The organism is Pseudomonas sp. MOIL14HWK12:I1, from assembly GCF_000510705.1.
GTDB lineage: Bacteria > Pseudomonadota > Gammaproteobacteria > Pseudomonadales > Pseudomonadaceae > Chryseomonas > Chryseomonas oryzihabitans.
Genome location: NZ_KI783307.1, coordinates 1,535,597 through 1,553,357, shown reverse-complemented (window position 1 = coordinate 1,553,357; position 17,761 = coordinate 1,535,597). Strand labels below are relative to the sequence as shown.

At 69.1% G+C, this 17,761-nt stretch carries 17 protein-coding genes; 4 read left to right on the top strand and 13 right to left on the bottom strand.

The annotated features are described in order from the left end of the window. Nucleotides 1–161: 161 nt before the first annotated feature. The gene (locus PSEK12I1_RS0117150) at nt 162–875 is read left to right on the top strand and encodes a cupin domain-containing protein (RefSeq protein ID WP_027602364.1); all 714 of its coding nucleotides are present in this window, start codon (nt 162–164) and stop codon (nt 873–875) included. A gap of 52 nt (nt 876–927) precedes the next feature. Here PSEK12I1_RS0117150 and PSEK12I1_RS0117145 read toward each other — a convergent pair whose 3' ends face one another. The 5 genes from PSEK12I1_RS0117145 to PSEK12I1_RS0117125 all read right to left on the bottom strand — a co-directional run bounded on the left by PSEK12I1_RS0117145 (nt 928) and on the right by PSEK12I1_RS0117125 (nt 6,285). Continuing rightward, nucleotides 928–1,419: an Lrp/AsnC family transcriptional regulator gene (locus PSEK12I1_RS0117145; RefSeq protein ID WP_007161776.1), complete on the bottom strand. Its 492-nt coding sequence runs from the start codon at nt 1,417–1,419 to the stop codon at nt 928–930. Between the two features lie 29 nt (nt 1,420–1,448). Then, entirely contained in the window at nt 1,449–2,138 is a 690-nt protein-coding gene (locus PSEK12I1_RS0117140; RefSeq protein ID WP_027599290.1) for a haloacid dehalogenase, read from the bottom strand. Between the two features lie 198 nt (nt 2,139–2,336). Continuing rightward, nucleotides 2,337–3,626, bottom strand: coding sequence for a 4-aminobutyrate--2-oxoglutarate transaminase (gene gabT, locus PSEK12I1_RS0117135; protein WP_027602363.1), 1,290 nt, complete (start codon nt 3,624–3,626; stop codon nt 2,337–2,339). Nucleotides 3,627–3,769: 143 nt separating this feature from the next. Further along, complete coding sequence (locus PSEK12I1_RS0117130) at nt 3,770–5,233, bottom strand: NAD-dependent succinate-semialdehyde dehydrogenase (RefSeq protein WP_027602362.1); 1,464 nt, start codon at nt 5,231–5,233, stop codon at nt 3,770–3,772. A 143-nt stretch (nt 5,234–5,376) separates the two neighbouring features. Beyond that, the gene (locus PSEK12I1_RS0117125; protein ID WP_027602361.1) at nt 5,377–6,285 is read right to left on the bottom strand and encodes a LysR family transcriptional regulator; all 909 of its coding nucleotides are present in this window, start codon (nt 6,283–6,285) and stop codon (nt 5,377–5,379) included. 95 nt (nt 6,286–6,380) lie between these two features. Here PSEK12I1_RS0117125 and PSEK12I1_RS0117120 point away from each other — a divergent pair, with 95 nt between their 5' ends. Genes PSEK12I1_RS0117120 through PSEK12I1_RS0117110 form a run of 3 tightly spaced genes read left to right on the top strand, consistent with a single transcriptional unit; the run spans nt 6,381 to nt 9,383 of the window. Then, nucleotides 6,381–7,517 (top strand): DSD1 family PLP-dependent enzyme, encoded by a 1,137-nt coding sequence (locus tag PSEK12I1_RS0117120; RefSeq protein ID WP_027602360.1) that lies wholly within the window; start codon nt 6,381–6,383, stop codon nt 7,515–7,517. After that, nucleotides 7,507–7,896: a RidA family protein gene (locus PSEK12I1_RS0117115; RefSeq protein ID WP_027602359.1), complete on the top strand. Its 390-nt coding sequence runs from the start codon at nt 7,507–7,509 to the stop codon at nt 7,894–7,896. Before PSEK12I1_RS0117120 ends, PSEK12I1_RS0117115 begins: the two co-directional genes overlap by 11 nt. A gap of 29 nt (nt 7,897–7,925) precedes the next feature. Next, entirely contained in the window at nt 7,926–9,383 is a 1,458-nt protein-coding gene (locus PSEK12I1_RS0117110) for an aldehyde dehydrogenase family protein (RefSeq protein WP_027602358.1), read from the top strand. Nucleotides 9,384–9,388: 5 nt separating this feature from the next. Here the strand turns inward: PSEK12I1_RS0117110 and PSEK12I1_RS0117105 are convergent, their stop codons facing one another. The 8 genes from PSEK12I1_RS0117105 to PSEK12I1_RS0117070 form a co-directional block, all read right to left on the bottom strand. Beyond that, on the bottom strand, nt 9,389–10,279 hold the full coding sequence (locus PSEK12I1_RS0117105) for a LysR family transcriptional regulator (RefSeq protein WP_027602357.1): 891 nt from the start codon (nt 10,277–10,279) through the stop codon (nt 9,389–9,391). A gap of 61 nt (nt 10,280–10,340) precedes the next feature. Beyond that, nucleotides 10,341–12,392: a pyridoxamine 5'-phosphate oxidase family protein gene (locus PSEK12I1_RS0117100; RefSeq protein WP_027602356.1), complete on the bottom strand. Its 2,052-nt coding sequence runs from the start codon at nt 12,390–12,392 to the stop codon at nt 10,341–10,343. Between the two features lie 45 nt (nt 12,393–12,437). After that, a complete protein-coding gene (locus PSEK12I1_RS0117095) occupies nt 12,438–13,049 on the bottom strand; it encodes a glutathione S-transferase family protein (RefSeq protein WP_027602355.1) in 612 nt (203 codons plus the stop codon). 316 nt (nt 13,050–13,365) lie between these two features. Next, on the bottom strand, nt 13,366–14,517 hold the full coding sequence (gene argE, locus PSEK12I1_RS0117090) for an acetylornithine deacetylase (protein ID WP_027602354.1): 1,152 nt from the start codon (nt 14,515–14,517) through the stop codon (nt 13,366–13,368). Beyond that, nucleotides 14,514–15,191: a DUF1028 domain-containing protein gene (locus PSEK12I1_RS0117085; protein WP_027602353.1), complete on the bottom strand. Its 678-nt coding sequence runs from the start codon at nt 15,189–15,191 to the stop codon at nt 14,514–14,516. The genes argE and PSEK12I1_RS0117085 overlap by 4 nt, the downstream gene beginning before the upstream one ends. 9 nt (nt 15,192–15,200) lie before the next feature. Beyond that, nucleotides 15,201–15,617, bottom strand: a complete 417-nt coding sequence (locus tag PSEK12I1_RS0117080; RefSeq protein ID WP_027602352.1) for a RidA family protein — start codon at nt 15,615–15,617, stop codon at nt 15,201–15,203. Between the two features lie 31 nt (nt 15,618–15,648). Further along, nucleotides 15,649–16,941: an NAD(P)/FAD-dependent oxidoreductase gene (locus PSEK12I1_RS0117075; RefSeq protein ID WP_027602351.1), complete on the bottom strand. Its 1,293-nt coding sequence runs from the start codon at nt 16,939–16,941 to the stop codon at nt 15,649–15,651. An 80-nt stretch (nt 16,942–17,021) separates the two neighbouring features. Next, nucleotides 17,022–17,753: a class II aldolase and adducin N-terminal domain-containing protein gene (locus PSEK12I1_RS0117070; protein ID WP_027602350.1), complete on the bottom strand. Its 732-nt coding sequence runs from the start codon at nt 17,751–17,753 to the stop codon at nt 17,022–17,024. Between the last annotated feature and the right edge of the window lie 8 nt (nt 17,754–17,761).

Below are 17,761 nucleotides of genomic sequence, written 5' to 3'. Positions count from 1 at the left end.
CCGCCATGATCGGTGGTGCGGTGGAAACTGCGCCGCATCTGGGAAAAACGGCAGCTTCTGTGCCGGCCCAGGGCGCAAACGCCATAACCCCGGTGCCCTGCGAGTCGATACTGGCCGGGTCCGCGGCGCCCCTGCCGCGCCTCTCGACACGAGGATCCGCCATGCCTTTGCTGCACTATTGCCAGCCGCCCGGTGACCGCCAGCTGCCCCGGGCGCTCCAGCCGCTGCACGATGATCCCCTGGCCGCCGGCCGCGAATTGCACCTGCACGATGGCCGCCTGGGCTATGTGATGGGCAGCGCCGTCGCCCATTCCGCCGATTGCCGGCTGGACGACTACCCCTGGGTGGAAGTCAGCCTCATCGAGGCCGGGGAGTTGCAGCTGGAATGGGAGGGGAATGCCCTGCACCTCAAGGCCGGCGATGCCTTCATCCTGCCGCGTGGCCTGAGCTGCCGCTGGCGTCACGGCGGCGAATTGCGGCGTCTGTTCATGGCCTTTCCCGGCCGGGCCAGCGAAGGCCCCATGCCTCAGGCACCCGTGCTGCTGGATCCCTCGGCGCCGCGCGAACCCTCGCCGCCGCCAGCGGCCAGCGTACTGCTCAGTCCCGAGCCCACGGCCACCGGCTGCGACCTGTTCGAAAGCGGTGGCGGGGCCTTGCGGGTCGGGATGTGGGAGTGCACGGCCTATACGCGCAAGGCGGTGAGCAATCCCCACTGCGAGCTGATGCTGCTCTATGCCGGCGCCGTGACCCTCACGGTCGAGGGCGAAGCGCCCTGCACGGTCAACGCGGGCGAGGCGGTGCTGGTACCGGCTAATACGCCGATGGCCTGGGACAGTCGGGAGCGGGTGCGCAAGCTTTATTGCATCCTGCGCTGAGAAGAGGGCGCTCCGGCAGCGGGATGCTGGCGGAGCGTCGCGGCGAGGGGAGTCAGCCGGCCTTGATCAGGCTGCGCAGCGGCAGGGCGTTCTTGACCACCGGCGACTTGATGACGATGTAGCTGAAGTACTTCTCGATACCGACGTTGCGGTCGAGGATGGATTCCATCAGCTCCTGGTAGTGGCCGATGCTGCTGCACATGAAGCGCAGCAGGTAGTCGTAACCGCCGCTGATGAGGTGGCATTCGAGGATCTCGTCGACCCCGCGGATGAAGGACTCGAACTTCACGAAGTCGGCGCGCTTGTGGTCGGAAAGGGTGACCTCGGTGAAGACCGTCACCGAGTTGGCGATCTTGGCGAGGTTGACGTGGGCTTCGTAGCCGCTGATGTAGCCGGCCGCCTCCAGGCGCTTGACGCGCTGCAGGCAAGGGCTGGGGGAGAGGCCCACGGCTTCGGCGAGACTGACATTGGTCATCCGGCCATCCTTCTGCAGTTGCACCAGGATGTTGATGTCGATGCGGTCCAGTTTTGTTGCGGCGTCCATCGTCGTTCCTCGCAGTCGTGAACGTCAGGCTAGGCACGCAGGGCGGTCTGATGCGCATGCACCAGATCGGCGAGACTCGCGTACTCGCACCGCGTGCCATCCAGGGCCTGCCGTGAAAGGTTCCAGGGCCGCGAGCGATCACGGCGCAAGGTACACAGCGGAAAATCCACCAAGGGGTTCCAGGGGTCGTCCGGTTCGCTGCCTCTTACCGGCAGCAGATCCCCGCGCGCCAGGCCAAGCTCCTCCAGGGTGTTGTCCAGCGCCAGGCGCAGATCACCGCCGCGGTTGGGGATCACGGCGGCGAACACCTCGGGCAGCCGCGCCGTGACCGCTGCGGCGTCGCCGTCATCGGGCGAGGCCAGCAACACCAATCGATAGAACTTGCTCAGGTACTGCAGCGCGCCCGGCGCATCCTCGAACACCGGCCAGCACGACGTGGCGTTTCCAAAGGCCACGCTGGCATCCAGGTCGGCTTCCTGCTGCAACTCTTGCGCCAGACGCTGGTGGATACGCAGGTGCAGGCTGGTCTGGCTGGCGTTGGGCGTGGCCTGGCGCAACTCGCGGGCGAGGCGGTGATAGCTGCCGAGCAGCCAGTCGGGATGGGTGCTGAGGCCCGCCTGCGCCACAAGGGGGCGCAGGGCTTCGAGGATGCCCCCTTCGCGGTCGACGAGGGTGCCGTAGCAGGAAAAGCCTATGGCCTGGTAACGCGTGATTCTCATGGTCGGTTTCCCCTTGGCGCCGCTCTGCCGATGCCAGGCGGCGTTACGTTCAACCTCAGAAGCCGCCCACGATCTGCTGCGCGTCGGCCAAACTGCGTTGAAAACGCCTTCGAAATGCTCATTTACCGCCTGTAAACTGCGCTTTCTCAGGCGTTTTCGCCTTGTTTGGCTCTAGCTCGCGAGATCGTGAGCAGCTTCTCAGGCACCGGCCTGGGCGAGGGCTTGGCCGAACATGTGCAAGGCTTCGGCCAGTTGTGCCTCGGTGGTCACCAGCGGTGCCAGGAAGCGGATGACGTTGCGTTCGACACCGCACTTGATCACCAGCAGGCCCGCGTGGCGGGCGCCGTCGATGACCTGCTGGGCGAGGGCAGCGTCCGGGCTGTGGCCATCGGCGCCGACCATCTCCACCGCCAGCATGAAGCCGCGGCCGCGCACCTCGCCGATGCGTGGATGCCGCTGCTGCAGCGCGAGCAGACCGCTGCGCAGCTGCTCGCCGAGGGCGACGCCACGGGCGACCAGGTCCTCTTCCTCGAACACGTCCAGCACCGCCAGGGCCGCGGCGCAGGCCAGGGCGTTGCCGCCATAGGTGCCGCCGAGACCGCCGGGCAGGGGCGCGTCCATGATGGCGGCGCGCCCGACCACTCCGGAGAGCGGCAGGCCCCCGGCCAGGCTCTTGGCCACCGTCACCAGATCGGGCTGGACGCCGGTCTGCTGGAAGGCGAACAGGCTGCCGGTGCGACCGAAGCCGGTCTGGATCTCGTCGGCGATGAGCACGATGCCGTGCTGGTCGCAGAGGGCACGCAGCGCCTGGAGGAATTCCACCGGCGCCGGGCGGAAGCCGCCATCGCCCTGCACCGGTTCGATCAGAATCGCGGCCACCTGGTCGGGCGCAACCTGGGTGGCGAAGACCTCGCGCAAGCCGGCCAGGGCCTGCTGGATACCCACTCCGCGGAAGGCATCGGGGTAGGGCGCGTGGTAGATGTCACCGGGGAAGGGGCCGAAGTTCTGCTTGTAGGGCTGGGCGAAGCCGGTGAGGGTTACGCCGAGCAGGGTGCGACCGTGGAAGCCGCCGCGAAAGGCGATCACCCCGGGCCTTTTGGTGTGGGCGCGGGCGATCTTGATGGCATTTTCCACGGCTTCGGCGCCGGAGGTCAGCAGCAGCGTCTTGTAGGCTTCGCCGTTGCCGATGAGGGTGTTGAGACGATTGGCCAGCTCCAGGTAGGGCTCGTAGGCCATTACCTGGAAGCTGGCGTGGGAGATCTCCCCGACCTGACGGCGCACGGCCTCCACCACCCGTGGGTGGTTGTGACCGACATTGAGCACGCCGATGCCGCCGACGAAATCGAGGTAGCGGCGACCGTCCACGTCCCAGACTTCGCTGCCCTGGGCGCGGGCCACCACGACGGGATGGGCGGTGATGATGCCGCGGGGAACGCCTTGTTCGCGAAGACCCAGCAGGCGGTCGGTGGCTTTGGCAGCGGAATTCATGCAGCGATACTCCAGGCAGGGGCGAGAGTTCCAGCCTACGCAGGCCGCAGGGTCGGTAACGCTGAAGTTGCCGGCCCCGGCATCGTGATCGGCTGTTTTGCTTGGGGGTGGCGGCATTTTCGGTTGCCTGCCGCCGGTGGCTTTCAGTCGAGGCCGCCGAGGTGCCAGGCCTTCACTTCCAGGTACTCGTCCAGCCCCAGGTGCGAGCCTTCGCGGCCCAGGCCGGATTGCTTCACTCCCCCGAAGGGCGCGACCTCCATCGACAGGGTGCCGGTGTTGAGCGCCACCATGCCGAATTCCAGCTGTTCACCGACGCGCCAGGCGCGGCGCAGGTCCTGGGTGTAGTAGTAGGCGCCCAGGCCATAGGGCGTGGCATTGGCCAGCGCCAGCGCCTCGGCTTCGTCGCGGAAGCGGAACAGCGGCGCCACCGGGCCGAAGGTCTCCTCGCGGGCCAGCAGCATGTCCGCCGTGGCGCCGGTGAGCACAGTAGGGGCGACGAACTGGTCGCGACCGCTGGGCAAGCCGCCGAACAGGGCCTTGGCGCCCTGGGTCAGGGCATCGTCGACATGACGCGCGACCTTGTCCACCGCCAGGCGATTGATCAGCGGGCCCAGGGTCACGCCGGCCTCCAGGCCGTTGCCCACCTTGAACTTGGCCACCTCGGCAGCGAGCCGCTCGGCGAAACGGTCGTGGATGCCGTCCTGCACCAGGATGCGGTTGGCGCAGACGCAGGTCTGGCCGGCGTTGCGGAATTTGCTCTGCAGCACCCCGGCGATGGCGAGATCCAGGTCGGCGTCATCGAAGACGATGAAGGGCGCATTGCCGCCCAGTTCCATGCTGGTGCGCTTCACCGTGGCCGCGCACTGCGCCAGCAGCAGCTGGCCGATGCGCGTGGAGCCGGTAAAGGACAGCTTGCGCACCGCCGGATTGCCGGTCAGTTCACCGCCGATGCCGGCGGGCATCCCGGTGACCACGTTGAATACGCCGGGCGGAAAGCCGGCGCGATCGGCCAGTTCGGCCAGCGCCAGGGCCGACAGCGGCGTGAGATCCGAGGGCTTGATCACCACCGGGCAGCCGGCGGCGAGCGCCGGGGCGGCCTTGCGGGTGATCATGGCGTTGGGGAAATTCCATGGGGTGATGGCGGCAGCGACCCCCACCGGTTGCCGCAGCACCAGCACCCGGCGATCCCGGGCCGGTGCGGGCAGGATATCGCCAAAGCTGCGTCGGGCTTCCTCGGCGAACCATTTGACGAAGCTGGCGCCATAGGCGATCTCGCCACGGGCCTCGGCCAGTGGCTTGCCCTGCTCCAGGGTCATCAGCAGGGCCAGGTCGTCCTGGTGCTCCAGCATCAGCGCGTGCCAGCGCTCCAGCAGGGCCGCGCGCTCGGCGGCCGGACGCTCGCGCCAGGCCGGCCAGGCGGCCTCCGCCGCGGCGATGGCGCGGGCGGTTTCCACCGCCTCCAGGGCGGCCACCTCGGCGAGGGTCTCGCCGGTGGCGGGGTTGTCCACGGCAAAGGTGGCGCCGTTGTCGGCGGCGATCCAGTGGCCATCGACATAGGCAGAAGCTTTGAACAGGCGGGGATCCCGCAGATCGAGGTGCAGCGGCATGGTGGCGCTCCCAGTGGCAGGTCAGGCCCTGAGTCTAGGGAGGGGTGGCGGTGGCGAATGCCGAAATCGACCGCTGTGAACCGGTGCCGAACGCGTTCGCGGCGACGTTGCCGCACTTTGTGCGGTGGCTTCCTGGCCGGCCGCTAGTGAGGGTCCGCGCCCGCGTCCAGCCCCTTCACCGCCAGGTCGAGGAAGTTGGCCAGCGCCTGGAGGCGGGCACTGCGCTGTTTGCGGGCGGGGACCAGGAGGGTGATGGGCGCGCTGTCGAAGCGCCACTCCGGCAGCAGCCGGACCAGGGCGCCGCGTGCGATGGCATCGGCGACGTCCCACTGGGAACGCAGCACGATGCCCAGACCCTGTTCGGCCCAGCGGCGGGCCACGCTGCCATCGTTGGTGAGCAGCGCCGGTTCGATGCGCAGCGTCTGGCGCTCCTGGTCGTTGCGCAGTTGCCAGAGGGTCACGTCCTCGTCGTTCTCGCGGATGCAGATGCAGCGGTGCTGCAGCAGCGCCCTGGGCCCCTGCGGCAGGCCGTGCTGCTCCAGGTAGGTCGGACTGGCGCACAGCCAGCGTTCGTTGTGGGCCAGGGTCTTGGCGATCCAGGAGCTGTCGTCGATGGCGCCGATATGAATGACCGCATCGCTGTCGTGCCGGTCGGGCCAGGGCGTCTCGCGCAGGTCCAGTTGCAGGCGCAGCTGCGGATGCAACACGGCGAAGCGCGCCAGCAGCGGGGCGATGCGCTGGCGGCCGTAGCCGAAGGGCGCGGCGAGGCGCAGGGTGCCCACCAGCTGCCGATCCTGGCGGGCGAAGGTGTCGGGCAAGGCCTCCAGGCGTTCGAGCAGTTCGCTGCATTGCTGGGCGAAGCGCTCGCCGTCGGGGGTCAGGCTCAGCCGCCGGGCATCGCGATTGGCCAGGGCCACCCCCAGCCGTGCCTCCAGTTTGCGCAGGCGGGTGGAGAGCGCGGGCGGCGAGACGTTGAGGGCGCGCGCCGCCGCGCTGAGGGAATCACAGCGGGCCAGGAGTACCACCAGGCGCAGGTCTTCAATGGCGATCATTAATCTGGACTAAAGGAATGCATCAGCAGGATTGAATCACAGGTTAACGAAGGGCGGCTACAGTTCGCCCATTGCCCACCGGTCGAGTCCTTGCCATGACCCTTTCCCTGCTCACCCTCGATACCCCTGCCGCGCTCATCGACGAAGCCCGGATGATGCGCAACATCCACCTCATGCAGGCGCGCATGGACGCCCTCGGCGTCCGCCTGCGGCCCCATGTGAAGACCAGCAAGAGCGAGGCGGTCATCCGCCGGCAACTGGCGGCAGGCGCCCAGGGCGTGACCGTCTCCACCCTCCAGGAGGCCGAAGCCTGTTTCGCCCTGGGCATCACCGACGTGCTCTACGCCGTGACCATCGCCCCGGCGCGGCTGGAACAGGTCAGCACGCTGCGGCGGCAGGGTTGTCGGCTAGGCATCCTGACCGACAGCCTGGCCGGGGCCCAGGCCATCGTCGCGGCCGGCCAGCGCTACGACGAAGCCTTCGAGGTCTGGCTGGAGATCGACTGCGATGGACATCGCGCGGGCCTGCAACCGGACGATCCCCGGCTGGTGCAGATCGTTGAGCTGCTGAGCGCGGGTGGCATGCGCCTGGCGGGGGTGCTCACCCATGCCGGCTCCAGCTACGAGCTGGACGACCCCCAGGCGCTGCAGGCTCTGGCCGAGCAGGAGCGCGCCTGTTGCGTGGCGGCGGCCGAGCGGCTGCGTGCCCAGGGTCTGGCCTGTCCGCAGGTCAGTATCGGCTCGACGCCCACGGCGCTGTCGGCCCTGGATCTGACCGGGGTTACCGAGGTCCGCGCCGGGGTCTACGTCTTCCAGGACCTGGTGATGCATAACGTCGGCATCTGCCAGGCCGAGGATCTGGCGCTGAGCGTCCTGACCACGGTGATTGGCCATCAGGTGGAGAAAGGCTGGGTGCTGGTGGACGCCGGCTGGATGGCCCTCAGTCGCGACCGGGGCACCCAGCGGCAGCGGCGTGACTTCGGCTATGGCCAGGTCTGCACCCTGGACGGCCGCTGGCTCGAAGGGGCCCTGCTGACCGGTGCCAACCAGGAGCATGGCATCGTCAGCTTCGCCGGGGGCTGCCCAGATGATCTGGAGCAGCGCTTCCCGGTGGGCAGCCGCCTGCGCATCCTGCCCAACCATGCCTGCGCCACCGGCGGCCAGTTCGAGCGCTATCACGCCGTGGACGCCAGCGGCGCGGTCACCCCCTGGAGTCGCCTGCATGGCCGCTGATACGCGTTTCATCCAGACCGCGGCCGCGGCGCTACCGGGCGGCCACTATTCCCAGGCGGTGGCCTACCAGGGGCTGCTCCATGTATCCGGGCAACTGCCGGTACGACCCGACGGCAGCCATGCGGTCGCGGCGAGTTTCGCTGAGCAGGCCCAGATCGCCCTGGACAACCTCTGCGTCATCCTGGCCGCGGCAGGGCGGGGGCCGCAGGATCTGCTCAAGGTGACCGTCTATGTTGTCGGCATCGAGCACTGGCCTACCTTCGACCGCCTCTATGCCGGATTCCTGGGCGAACACCGGCCGGCGCGGGCGGTGGTGCCGGTGCCGCAGTTGCACCATGGTTATCTCGTCGAGATCGAGGCACTGGCGCGCGCCGACTGATCGCCCGTCGCCATCTGGGAGCTCCCCTCATGCTGCTGGACCCTTCGTTGCAAACGTTGATCGATCCCCAAGTGACCCGCTGCTGTTATCTCGCCGGCCGCTGGGTGCCGGTGCCTGGCGCCGCCCGGGCCACGGTGACGGATCCCGCGACCGAACGCGCGCTCGCCGAGGTGGCCCTTGGCGGCGCCGCGGAAGTCGACCAGGCGGTGCAGGCCGCCCGCGGCGCCTTCGACGCCTGGTCCGGGCAGACGCCGGCCGCTCGCGCCCAACGGCTGGAGCGCCTGCAGACCCTGCTGGCACAGCGTGCCGACACCTTCGCCCAGGTGATTTCACGGGAGATGGGTGCGCCCCTCGCCGCGGCCCGGGCCCTGCAGGTGCCCCTGGCCCTGGAACACCTGCGCGTGGCACGCGAGGTGGTGAGCGACTACGCCTTCGAGCGCGCCGACGGTGCCTTGCGTCTCAGGCGTGAGCCCATCGGCGTCTGCGCGCTCATCACGCCCTGGAACTGGCCGCTCTACCAGATCACCGCCAAGGTCGCGCCGGCGCTGGCCGCCGGCTGCACGGTGGTGCTCAAGCCCAGTGAACTGGCCCCACTGAGCGCCCTGCTGTTCGCCCAGGCGGTTCATGACGCGGGGATCCCGGCGGGGGTGTTCAACCTGGTCAACGGCGACGGCCCCACCGTCGGCGCGGCGCTGGCCGAGCATCCCGATGTCGACATGATTTCCATCACCGGCTCCAATCGCGCCGGGGTCCTGGTGGCCCAGGCCGCCGCCCTTACGGTCAAGCGCGTGACCCAGGAACTGGGCGGCAAGTCGCCCAACCTGCTGCTGCCCGATACCGATCTGCCGGAGGCGGTGGCCAAGGGCGTGCTGGCGGCCTTCCGCAACAGCGGCCAATCCTGCAGCGCGCCGACGCGGATGCTGGTGCCTCAGGCCCAGCTGACCGAGGTGGAGCGCCTGGCGGCAGCCACCGTGGCGGGTCTCGTGGTCGGTGACCCCCAGGCGCCCGCGACGACCCTCGGCCCGCTGGCCAATGGCGCCCAGTTCGCCCGGGTGCAGGCGCTGATCGAGAGCGGTCTGGCAGAGGGCGCCAGGCTGGTCTGCGGCGGACCGGGTCGCCCGGATGGCTGCACCACCGGCTTCTATGCGCGCCCCACGGTGTTTTCGGCGGTTACCTCGGGGATGCGCATCGCCCAGGAGGAAATCTTCGGGCCGGTGCTCTGCCTGCTGCCCTACAGCTCGCTCGACCAGGCCATCGCCATCGCCAACGACAGCCGCTATGGCCTCAGCGCCCACGTCCAGGGTCGGGACCCCCACCAGGTCGCCGCGGTAGCGGCCCGTCTGCGCGCCGGGCAGGTCCATCTCAACTATCCGGCCTGGAACCCCTGGGCACCCTTCGGCGGCTACAAGCGTTCCGGCAACGGGCGCGAATATGGCGTCCACGGCCTGGAGGAGTACCTGGAGACCAAGGCGATCCTCGGCCACTGAGGGTGTCAGGCGAACAGCGGATTGTCCCTGAGCGCCGCCACCGCCAGGTCGATGAAGGCCCTTACCTTGGCCGGTGCCTGGCGGCCTTCGGGGTAAATGAGGTGGATCGGCAGCGGCGCTTCCTCGTGCTCGGCGAGGACGATCTGCAGCGCGCCTTCGGCCAGGGCCGGCGCGATCTGGTAGTGCAGGACCCGGGTGAGGCCGCGACCGGCCCTGGCCGCGCTGATGGCGGCCTCGTTGGTGTTGCAGTGCAGCAGCGGATCGACGCTCACCCGTTGCTTACCGGCAAAGCGCCATTCCGGTGATGACCAGGCGCTGTGGGACACCAGGATGCGGTGCTCACGCAGCGCGGCAGGGGTAGCGGGGATGCCCTGGGCCTGCAGATAGTCGGGGGCGGCGCAGACCACCCGGCGCACGCGCCCGACCTGGATGGCGGTGAAGCCCGAATCGGGCAGGTGACCGATGCGCAGGGCGACGTCCATCCCTTCCTCGACGATGTTCACCGGCCGGTCGACGAAGAAGGTGCGGGCGCGCATCTGCGGATAGCGTTCGAGATAGTCCAGGAGCAGCGGCAGCACGTGCAGCTGCCCGAACAGCAGCGGGGCGGTGATGGTCAGGGTGCCGACCGGCTTGGCGTAGTGGCCGGCCGCGGCCAGCTCCGCCTCGGCGATGTCGGCGAGGATGCGTCGGCAATCCTGCAGGTAGCGGGCGCCGGCTTCGGTGGGCCTGACCGAACGGGTGGTGCGCACCAGCAGGCGCGCGCCGACCAGCTCCTCCAGCGCCGCCACCAGGCGGGTCACCGCCGGTGCGCTCAGGTGCAGCTCCCGGGCGGTACGGGCGAAACTCTCGGTTTCCGCCACCTTCACGAACACGCGCATCGCCTGCCAACGATCCATCTGCCTCGCCGTCCTGTCTTGTCGACCAGGCTCCATGGTAGTCAACTTCAGGCGGCACGGATCACAGATCGAGCTCCAGGCGGTCGGTGCCAGCCGCCGGCATCGCGCAGCACAGCAACGCCTCGCCGTCGGCGACCCGCGCCACTGGCTCCCGCGCATAGGTGACGGCACCACCGAGCAGCCGTGTCCGGCAGCTGCCGCAATGACCTTCGCGGCAGCTGAAGGCGGGGTCGAGGCCTCGGGCTTCGGCCAGCTCCAGCAGCGAGCCCGCTGCAGGTGTCCAGCGCGCTTCCTTGAGCGAGGCGGTGAAGACCACCGGCACACTGTCCGTGGCCGCGGCTGGACGCACGGGAGCCGCCGCTTCCAGGGGCTGACTGCGGCGCAGCGACGCCGGACCGAAGGCTTCGGCATGGATACGCGTGTCCTCGATGCCGTAACCGCGCAGGCCGTCGTACAGTGCCTGGGTGAAGGCCGCCGGGCCGCAGAGGTAGAAGGTGTGATCGCCGAAGGGCAGGAAGCGGCCCAGCACACCCAGGTCGATCCGTCCGGCCACCTCGTAGTCGGTATCCGCCACGGCCCCGCGGGTATCGCTCAGCGCCCGCACCAGGCGCAGCGAGCCTCCGGCGGCGGCCACCAATTCGGCCAGTTCCGCATCGAAGGCGCGCTCGGCCTTCGACCGGGCTCCGTAGAAGAGAGTGATCGGGCGCTGGCGCTGGGTCCGGCGTCCTTCGTGGACCAGGTGCCTGAGCATCGCCAGCAGCGGGGTGATGCCGATGCCGGCCGCCAGCAGAACCAGGGACTGGTCGGCGGCGGTCAGGGTGAAGTCCCCCGCTGGCGGACGCGTGTCGAGCGGATCGCCCTCGCGCAGCCGGTCGTGCAGCCAGGTGGACACCAGCCCCTCGCGCTTGACGCTGATGCGGTAGTGCCCGTCGGCCGGCGCACTGGAGAGGCTATAGCTACGCAGCGCCGGGGCCTGGCCGGCGACCGGAGTGAGGCGTACCGGCAGGAACTGGCCGGCCTGGGCGGGCGGCAAGGCGGTACCGTCCGCCGCGGCGAGATGGAAGGAGCGGATGGTGGCGCTCTCCTCGACGATGCGGATGACGCGCAAGGGTCGCCAGCGGTTGCCGAGTTCCCGGCTCAGCAGGCGCTCGCGCGCCTGCGCCCAGCTGCCGGTCAGCTGGCTGCTGTCCGACTCGCCCCCGGCCCGCGCCCGCCAGCGCAGGGTCAGGGCGGCGCGGCGCCGGACGATACGTTGCGGGCGAAAGGTCCAGAGGCGTTCGGCGCCCTCGAAGGCGGCGATCTCCGGCGAGTCGAACAGCACCTCGGCGGTGCCGCTCAGCTGCAGCAGGTCGCCGCGCTCGGCGTCGACGAACAGCAGTCCGGCCTGGCCGTTGACGGCGATGTTGCCCAGGGTGTTGAAGAACAGGTTGCCGTTGAAGTCGGGAATGGTCAGCACGCCCTCGGCATCCACCCGGACGAAGCCCGGCTTGCCGCCACGGTGGGAAACGTCCACCCGGCGCCGTCCGTCCTGCTCGGCATAGGAGGCGACGAAGAAGATATCGGTCCCTTCGATCAGCTGGCGTGCCGCCTCATCCAGCGTCTCGAGGGGTTCGACGGCCGGAGCGGGCGTCTTATCCGGTGGTTGGTTGGGTTGCAGGTCGCGCAGCTGGATGTAGCGCGGGCAGTTGCCGAAGCTCTGGTCCACGGTCACCCGCAGGCCCCGGGGCATCAGCTCGACCTCGCCGTTGACGCGGTTGCGGCGCCGGGTGTGCAGTTCGATGCCCAGCAATCCCACGGCGGCGCCATCCGCCAGGCCGGTGCCGGCCGGATCCCCTGCCGCTAGGCTGGCCGCGATGTCCAGCCGCGTTGGTGTCGGTGCGCTGACGAAGCCCGGCGCGCCCTCCAGGATCGTCGCCCAGGCCGCGCCGGTCGCGTCCACGCTACCCAGCACCAGGAAGGGTAGTTGCTGGTAGAAGGCGCGGTGCTGGTCGGGCATGAAGCTGCGGATCACCCGCGGGCCGACCTCGGCCATCCGCTGGCGGACGCCGACGCGCTCCTGCAGGGCGATTTCGCCGGGGTGCCAGGTGGGCAGGGCGTTCAGGGGCGTGCTCATCGAGGTGGCTCCTCGCGATGGGGGAAGGCAGGTGATCCCGCTGCTTCAGGCGCGCAGACCGGCAGCCGTCTGCGGGAAGGGCACGAAGCCCGGCAGCGCTTCCATCCGCTGCAGAAAGGCCCGCACAGCGGTATAGGGCGCCAGGTCCACGTTGCCTTCAGGCGCTCCGGCCAGGTAGCTGTAGAGGGCGACGTCGGCGATGGTCGGGTGATCGGCGGCCAGCCAGTCGCGTTTCGCCAGATGAGCCTCCATCCGCTCCAGAAGGACGTGGGCGCGGGCGATGACTTCCTCGGGATTCAGGCGGGCACCGAACACCGTGATCAGCCGCGCCGCTGCCGGGCCATAGGCCAGTTCGCCCGCGGCCACCGACAGCCAGCGCTGGACGGCGGCGGCCCCGGCCGGGTCTTCCGGCAGCCAGTCGGTGCGGCCCAGTTTCTTCGCCAGGTAGACGAGGATGGCGTTGGAGTCGGCGACGATCACGCCAGCGTCCTCCAGCACCGGCACCTGGCCGAAGGGGTTGAGGGCGAGGAACGCCGGGGTGCGGTGCTCGCCGGCCGCGAGGTCGACCTCGACCAGTTCGGGCGCGAGGCCCAGCAACGAGGCGAACAGCACGGCGCGATGGGCATGACCGGATAACGGCAGGTGGTAGAGCTTCATGATCCAACTCCTGGCAGGCATCGGGCCGAGGGTGGTCCCGATTCGTGCTACCAGCTTGGGATCAGATGGCTTTCGTGGGAATCGGCCTTCTCGTCAGTTCAGCATTCCGCAAAATGGAATGATCAGGTTAGGTTCTGTACGAAAAGTCGCCGAGCGAAGGTCAGGCGAGGCCTAGGCGGCCCCACGAAAAAGGCTGAGGAAGCGGACCGGGCTCGCGCTCGAGTTTACGACCGGTAAATGAGCATTGCGACCGGGCTGGCGATCTAGGCCTTTTTCAACGAAGCATTACCGAGCGCAGGCACATTTCGTACAGGACCTAGCGGCAGGCGAAGGCCAGCACCCGCCCCAACATGGCATCGCAGCCGTCCAGTTGCGCCTGGGTGACGAATTCGTCGGGCTTGTGCCCCTGGGCCATGCTGCCGGGGCCGCAGACCACGGTGGGGATGCCGGCCGCAGCGAACAGACCGCCTTCGGTACCGAAGGCCACCGTGCCGAAGTCGCGGGAGCCACAGAATTGTGCGACCCATTCGGCCGCCTCGCTTTCGACGGCGGTATCCAGGCCGGGATAGCTGGACAGCTCGGTAAAGCGGATGGCGCTCTGACCGCTGATGGCGCGCATGGCCGGCAGCAGCGTCGCCTCGGCATGGGCCTGGAGCTGGTGGATCACCTGATAGGGATCCTGGGCGGGCAGGGCGCGGATCTCGAAATCGAAGGTGCAGTCCTCTGGCACAATGTTCAGGGCCTGGCCGCCGGTGATCAGGCCGGTCTGCACCGTGGAGAAGGGCGGGTCGAAGCGTGGATCCTGGTCTTGCGGGGCCTTGAGCGCCTCGCCAAGCCGGCCCAGTTCGACGACCAGGCGCGCGGCGTATTCGACAGCGTTGACGCCCTCGGGCGCATAGGCCGAATGACAGGCCGCGCCGTGCACCTGGCAGCGCATGGCCACCTTGCCCTTGTGGCCGAGCACGGGCTTGAGCTCGGTGGGTTCGCCGATCAGGCACAGCAGCGGCTTGACCGGGCGCTGCGCGAGCTGGTCGAGCAGGCTGCGTACGCCCAGGCAGCCAACTTCCTCGTCATAGGACAGCGCCAGGTGCAGCGGGCGGCGCAGGGCCGCGCGACTGGCCGCGGGCACCAGCGCCAGCAGGCAGGCCAGAAAGCCCTTCATGTCGGCGGTGCCGCGGCCATAGAGCCGGCCGGCGCTTTCGCTGAGGGCGAAGGCGGGACGGGTCCAGGCCTGGCCGTCCACCGGCACCACGTCGGTATGCCCCGAGAGCACGATGCCCGGTACGTCCGCCGGCCCCAGGGTGGCGAAGAGATTGGCCTTGGTGCCCTCGGCGTTGTGGATCAGCTCAAAGGGTACGCCGAAGCCATCCAGGTAGCCGGCGACGAAGTCGATCAGTGCCAGGTTGGCTTCGCGACTGGTGGTGTCGAAGGCCACCAGCCGGGCCAGCAACTCCTGGCTGGCGCTCATCGGTCGTCTCCCGGCACGCCGTAGCCGGGGGCGAGATCCGGACGCACCGCGCGGTCGAGATAGTCCTGCAACTGGGGTTCATAGGCGCGCCACAGGGCCGCCAGCTCGCCAATGGGGTCGGTCTCGGCCCAGTCGACGCGCAGATTGGCGATGGGCCAGCTGGGCTCGCCCACCACCAGCAGCGCCGCCGAGTGCACCGGACCGGCCTCGCCACCGGCGGCCATCGCCGCCTGCATGGCCAGCAGCAGGCGCTCGGCGAGGGCGCCCTGGCTGGTTTCGAAGCTTGCCACCAGCGCCTCCACCACCGCGGGGCTGGCCAGCATGTTGCCGGCGCCCACGCAGTTCAGGCCGCTCAAGGCCTGGTGCACGCCCAGGGTATGGGCACCGCTGTGATGGGCACTGCGGCCCTGGGCGTCGATGACGGTCACCTGGCGATATTCGGCGTAGCCATCGCCGGCCAGGCTCTCGGCCAGGGCCGCGGCGGGTGTCAGACCTTGCGCCAGGCGCTCCAGGGTGCGCGGCCCCAGGGCGGGCAGGGTGATGTTCTGCGAGCTGACCGCGCCGACACCGGGCTGCAGCCAGGGGCAGCGGGCGCCCACGGCGATGCTCGACGAACTGATGGCGATGCCGAACTGACCGGTCGCGGCGCAGCGGGCGGTGAGGGAAAAGGTCATGGCGGCGCCTCAGTCGGGGATCACGGCGATGACGTCGATCTCCATCAGCCACTGGGGCTGGCCCAGGGCCGCGACCACCAGGCCGGTGGAGATGGGGAAGACGCCCTTGAGCCACTTGCCGACCTCCTGGTACACCGGCTCGCGGTAGCGCGGATCGATCAGGTAGGTGGTGGTCTTGACGATATGGCTGAGGTCGCTGCCGGCTTCTTCCAGCAGTTGCTTGACGTTCTTCATCGCCTGCTCGGCCTGGGCGCGGGGATCGCCCAGCCCGACCAGCTTGCCGTCGAAATCGGTGCCCACCTGACCGCGCACATAGACGGTGTTGCCGGCGCGCACGGCCTGGCAGAGGTCGTTGTCCAGGCTCTGGTTGGGGTAGGTGTCCTTGGTGTTGAACATGCGGATGCGGGTATGGGTCGGGGTGGCCATGCGGGGGAGTCTCCGGATCTCGATAAGGGCGTCAGGCGCTGCGCGACTGCTGGGTGTGGACGGTCGTCTCGACGCTCGGGCGGTAGTCCTGGTAGCGGCGCTGGATGGCGATCTGGTCGGCCACATGGCGGGCGTCGTGCCAGCAGCCCCAGATGAAGGCCGAGCCGCGGCGGCTGAGCCAGGGCAGACCGACGAAGTAGATGCCCGGCTCGGCGCCGACCCCGCGTTGATGTTTGGGCTTGCCGTTGTCGCCAAAGGTATCCACCTGTAGCCAGCTGAAATCGGTGGCGTAGCCGGTGGCCCAGATCACCGAGCTGACGCCCGCGGCCTGGAGGTCCAGTTCCCTGAGCGGTTCGCGGATGCAGGCGGTGTCCGCCACCCGTTCGCGGGCTGAGGGCTCTTCGGGCAGGTCAAGGCCATGGCGGGCGGCATAGGCGTCCGCGGCGTCGAGCAGGGACAGGTAGTTGGCGTCGCCGGCGTCGAGGTTCTGCTTGAGGTCCGGGCGGAAGCGCACGACACCGTCGGTGAAGGTGTCGGTGAGGCCCACCAGGGTCATGCCGGCCTGGGCCAGGCGGCGGAAATCCACGGTATGGCCACCGCGGGCGCCACTCACGGCGATGGTGACGTGTTCGCGACCCGGCTGCATGGTCTCGGTATCCCACAGGCCGAGCACGCCCAGCCACCAGCAGAAGTCGCGACCGCGATAGGCCCGCGGCGGCCGGTCGTGGGGGCCGACGGAGAGATAGACGCGCTTGCCGGCGCGCAGCAATTCCTCGGCGATCTGCACCCCCGAGGAGCCGGCGCCCACCACCAGCACTGCGCCGTCGGGCAGTTGCTGGGGATTGAAGTAATGGGCGGAGTGGATCTGGTAGAGCCGCTCGTCCGCAGGTGCGATGGCCGGGATCACCGGCTTCTGGAAGGGGCCGGTGGCCACCACCACCCGCTGGGCATTCAAGCTGCCCGCCGAGGTTTCCACCAGAAAGCCCGCCTGGCCGGCCTGGCGGGTCACCCGGGTGACGGCGACGCCGGTGCGGATGGGCGCGCCGATCTGCCGGGCATAGGTCTCGAAGTAGGCGGCGATCTCGTCCTTGCCGGGAAAGCCATCCGGCGGCGTCTGGAATTCCAGCCCGGGGAAGCGGTCATGCCAGGCCGGACCGTTGGCCACCAGGGAATCCCAGCGACCGGTGCGCCAGGCTTCGGCGATGCGGTTCTTTTCCAGCACCAGGTGCTCGATGCCGAGGCGCCCCAGGTGCTCGCTCATGGCGACGCCGGCTTGGCCAGCGCCTATCACCAGGGTGTCGATCGTGGTCGGTAATGTGGACATGAGGGTACCCTTCGGCCGCTCCGCAGGGTGCGGCCGTCATCTAAGCAGTAGGAAGGCGGAGCTCAGAGGCTCCGCGGCGATCAATCCAGCACGGAGGGGTCCTGCTGGATCATCAGTTCTTTCATCTCGGCGAAGTGCTGCTCGGAGAAGTCGGTGATGCCTTCCCAGGCGCGGGCGGTCTTTTCGGCGACCTCGGCGGACAGCACCTTGAGCGGCTGGCCGGTGGACCAGGCGGTGACCAGGATCTGGCAGGCCCGCTCCAGGGTCCAGATGTCGTCGAAGGCCTGGCCGATGGTGGGGGCGATCACCATGACGCCGTGATTGCCCATCAGCAGCCGCTGCTTGCCATCCAGCAACCCGGCCAGGCGCGCGCCCTCGGCCTCGGTGTCGGCCATGCCGCCGTAGAGTTCGTCCACCGCGATACGGTTGAAGTAGCGCGCGGTGTTCTGGTCGATGGGCGGCACCTCGGGCCTGGCCAGGCAGGCCACCGCCGTGGTGTAGACCGGGTGCAGGTGCAGCACCACCCGGGCCTCCGGCAGCAGGCGATGGATCTGCCCGTGGATCGACCAGGCCGTCCGATCCACGTCCGGCCGTTCGGCGCCCTGCGGATCCTCCGCATCAAGCAGCAGCAGGTCGCTGGCGCGGATGCGCGAGAAGTGCTTCCACTTCGGATTGATCAGGAAGCGCTTGCCGTCGGCGGAAACGGCGGCGCTGAAGTGGTTGGCGACGGCTTCGTGCATGCCGATGTGGGCGATGACGCGAAAGGTCGCCGCCAGATCGATGCGCAGCCGTTCCTCGTGAGAAAGTGCCATGGTCGTGA